This window comes from Streptomyces sp. NPDC111802, from assembly GCF_055634335.1.
Map to the genome: position 1 here is coordinate 1 of NZ_JBVKCZ010000164.1, position 3239 is coordinate 3239.

Below are 3239 nucleotides of genomic sequence, written 5' to 3' on the forward strand. Positions count from 1 at the left end.
CGCCCACAACCTGACACCAGCATGGTCCCCACCCATGACCACACCAACGAGCGAACTGGCCAGCAGTCACGGCAAGCACCGTTGCAGTACTAGGCGGTTTCGTTTGGATCAGCGGGCGGACCAGAGGAAGATGCCTGCCACGTGGAGTCCGGCCAGGTAGATGGTCGCGGTCTGCTCGTAGCGGGTGGCGATCCCGCGCCACTGTTTCAGGCGGTTGATGCACCGCTCGACGGTGTTGCGCTGCTTGTAGGTCTCGCGGTCGAAGGCCGGCGGCCTGCCTCCACGGCCGCCCCGTCGCAGCCGGTGGCCTCTCTGGTCCGCCGGGACCGGGATCACCGCCCGGATGCCGCGTTTGCGCAGGTGTTCCCGGATCGCGCGGGACGAATAGGCCTTGTCGGCAAGGATCACGTGCGGCCTGGTGCGGGGTCGTCCTCGCGGCCGGGGAATGCGCAGGCGGGCCATAACGTCCGGGAAGGCGGGAATCCCCGGCCTGCCCGGCGGTGAGATGGAAGGCCAGCGGCCGACACCGGTCATCTGCAGCAAGGTAGATCTTCGTGGTCAGTCCACCGCGGGACCGGCCGATGGCGTGGTCGTCGGGTTCGCCTGCCGGGGCCCCTTTTGCGGGCCCCGGCCGCGTGCTGGTGAGCGCGCACAATCGTGGAGTCCACCGAGACAGCCCAGCTGAGGTCCTCGTCCGTGTCGGCCTGAGCCATCAGTGCGGTGAACACCCGCTCCCAGGTGCCATCGACTGCCCACATCCGCAGCTGGCTGTAGACGCCCCGCCAGTTGCCGTACTTCTCCGGCAGATGCACGCACTGAGTACCGGTCTGGAACTTGAAGGCGATCGCGTCGATCACCTCCCAGTGATCACGCCAGCGGCCACCCCGCTTGGGCGTCCGGTCCGGGAGCAACGGCTCGATCCGCGCCCACTGCGCATCACTAAACGACACACCCGGACCAACGACCAGTTGATCCAAACGAAACTGCCTAGGTGAGCGCGGTGAACACCGCTCCGCCGACTATCGCGCCCAGGCCTACTCCGACGACGACCTGAGCCGGCGTATGGCAACGCAGCTGTACCCGTGACCAACTCACAAGGACTACAACCAAGGCCAGCAGCACCGGCCATGCCCATCCCGCGGGAGTCAGACCCCAGGCAGGCGTGTACTGGAATGCCTCTTGGCCGGTCGCGAGGCGGCTGAGGACCATCACGGTGCTTGCCCCCGCGGCCACAGCCGTGTGCTCGGACACTTGCCAGACCATCGTGACCGCCCCGCCAGCGGCCAGGACTGCCAGCAGCGCGATGACCATCGCCAGTACGACTGTGGGCACGCGGGTCACAAACAACAGCGCGGTGCCAGCGCTGACCAGGGCCAAGAGCCCAGGAGCCGCCTTCACCCGGTCCTGCCGCCCCATGCGCCCCTGACTCCACCATCCTCTGCGTGTGCCCAGCAGGAGATACAGCGGCGGCAGTAACCCCGTGAGGACGGCGGCGAGCAGCCCCTGTAACGCACCCACCCATCCTGCGGTCTGCCACCCGAGCAGTGGGGGCACCGCGCACATCCAGCTCCGCGGGCCAAACCAGTCACTCAACCGAGATGCGACCCGCAGCGTGGGACTCGCACCAGCTGGGTCCACCTCGCAAGTCCGTGTCACCAACGTTCCTCGCTCGCTTGAGGCTGACTTCGAAGGACTGCCCTGGCATGAACCCGACAGGCGTCGTTCGCCCGCGGCCCCGTACGATCAGCTGCTGGCAGTGCACCTCTATCCAGATGCCGCGGCCTGCCTTGCGAACCGATCTCCGCCGGGATCGTCATCGCGGCGCTGCGGACCGCATCCGCAGGTCGGTCGACTCTGCTGATGGCGTCACGACCACTGGCAGGCGCCAGGCCAGGCCAGCACCCCCCTTCGCGTTTCCGGCCCGGCATGACCAGTAGATCGGGTATGTGCCTGGCAAGAGAAGGTAGTTGTGCTGCTGGGGGCGTGAGCATGTTGAATCCGGTCCCACCGTTCGCTCTGTCCGGTCAGCGGAGATCTTTACCGAACCTGGCAGTGTGGCCATGTTCTCCGGACCGTGTCCGGTACGGGTCTGGGAGCGGTCCTCGTCTAAGGTGACATCGCGGACGAGGTGCAGCCGGTTCTCGATCACCCACTGTGACCTGGCGAGCCGGGCGATCTTCTCGGGTGACGCCTGCCGGCTGGTGAGATCGGTGATCACGTAGATGGTCTTATGGGTCCGTTTTCCCGGTCTTCAGTCTGGTGCGGTGCCGGGCGATCCTCGCGACCTATGCGGCGTGCGCGAAGTCAAGGTCGCCAACGATCAGCACCTGGACCACGTGTGTCCTTATCTCTCGGGAATGTGGGCGGCCGGGCGGCCTGTCCGGACATCGCGGGAGCACGAGGACCAGGCAGAGCGCCCGGAAGACGGCATGAGGGGGTGCAGGGGCTGTCGTCACGGCTCGCGGCGAGGCCTGGCCCGGCGGGGAAACTGACGGCCCGTACCCCGGAAGGGGCCGGGCCATCAGCCGCGGGGGCGGGTGTCAGAGATCAGAGGGGAGCTGCTCTCCGGTCTCTGCGTCGTACGCGATCCCGGTCGGGGACAGGCGGATTGACCGGGAGGTGGCGCGGGAGCCTTCCTTCCAGGTACGTCCACCGACCCCTATGCGGCCCCGGACTCCCAGCTCTGACCCCACGGGAAGAGTAACTGGCGGGTAGCTTTCGGTAGTCAGATGACCCGTTTCCTCGCTCTCGGGCGCCTCGTTGGGCCGTCCGGATGAAGCCCGGGGCAGGCGAGGGAAGGGGCAGGTGTGCGTCAGGAGTGGTCGGCGGAAGGGCCTTGTCAAGTTGCTGATGGGACAGGCGAGTTGAGGTGTGCTGGGGTGGTGGTGGGGGCGCCGTCAGATGGTTGCGGCCAGGAGGGTGGTGCCGGTGATCTGGTGCCAGACGGTGTCGCGGTTGGTTATCTCGGTGCGGTAGGCGGAGGCAGACATCAGATGGCGGCGGGGGCGGAAGTGCGGTGAGATCCGGGAGAAGGAGGCCAGGATGCGTTGTGCTCCGCCGACGCTGCGGAAGCCCTGCATCGCGTACTCGCGCTGCCGTGTAGGCAGATGCGAGTTCTCGGCCCTGTTGTTCAAGTACTTCGAGGGGCGCTGTCAAGTTGCCTGCGAGTGAGGCGAGTTGAGGCAATGTGATGGTGCGCGGGTGTCGTGAGTGGCACGGCGTTCAGCCGTGCGCGGGCG

At 67.0% G+C, this 3239-nt stretch carries 1 protein-coding gene and 2 pseudogenes; all 3 read right to left on the minus strand.

The genetic code is table 11. The features are described 5' to 3' along the window. Positions 1-108: 108 nt before the first annotated feature. Positions 109-950, minus strand: a pseudogene (locus tag ACZ7NC_RS44925) (IS5 family transposase). A gap of 37 nt (positions 951-987) precedes the next feature. Then, entirely contained in the window at positions 988-1518 is a 531-nt protein-coding gene (locus tag ACZ7NC_RS44930; RefSeq protein WP_471498066.1) for a hypothetical protein, read from the minus strand. 1379 nt (positions 1519-2897) lie between these two features. Beyond that, positions 2898-3149, minus strand: a pseudogene (locus tag ACZ7NC_RS44935) (DDE-type integrase/transposase/recombinase); the annotation flags it as partial. Between the last annotated feature and the right edge of the window lie 90 nt (positions 3150-3239).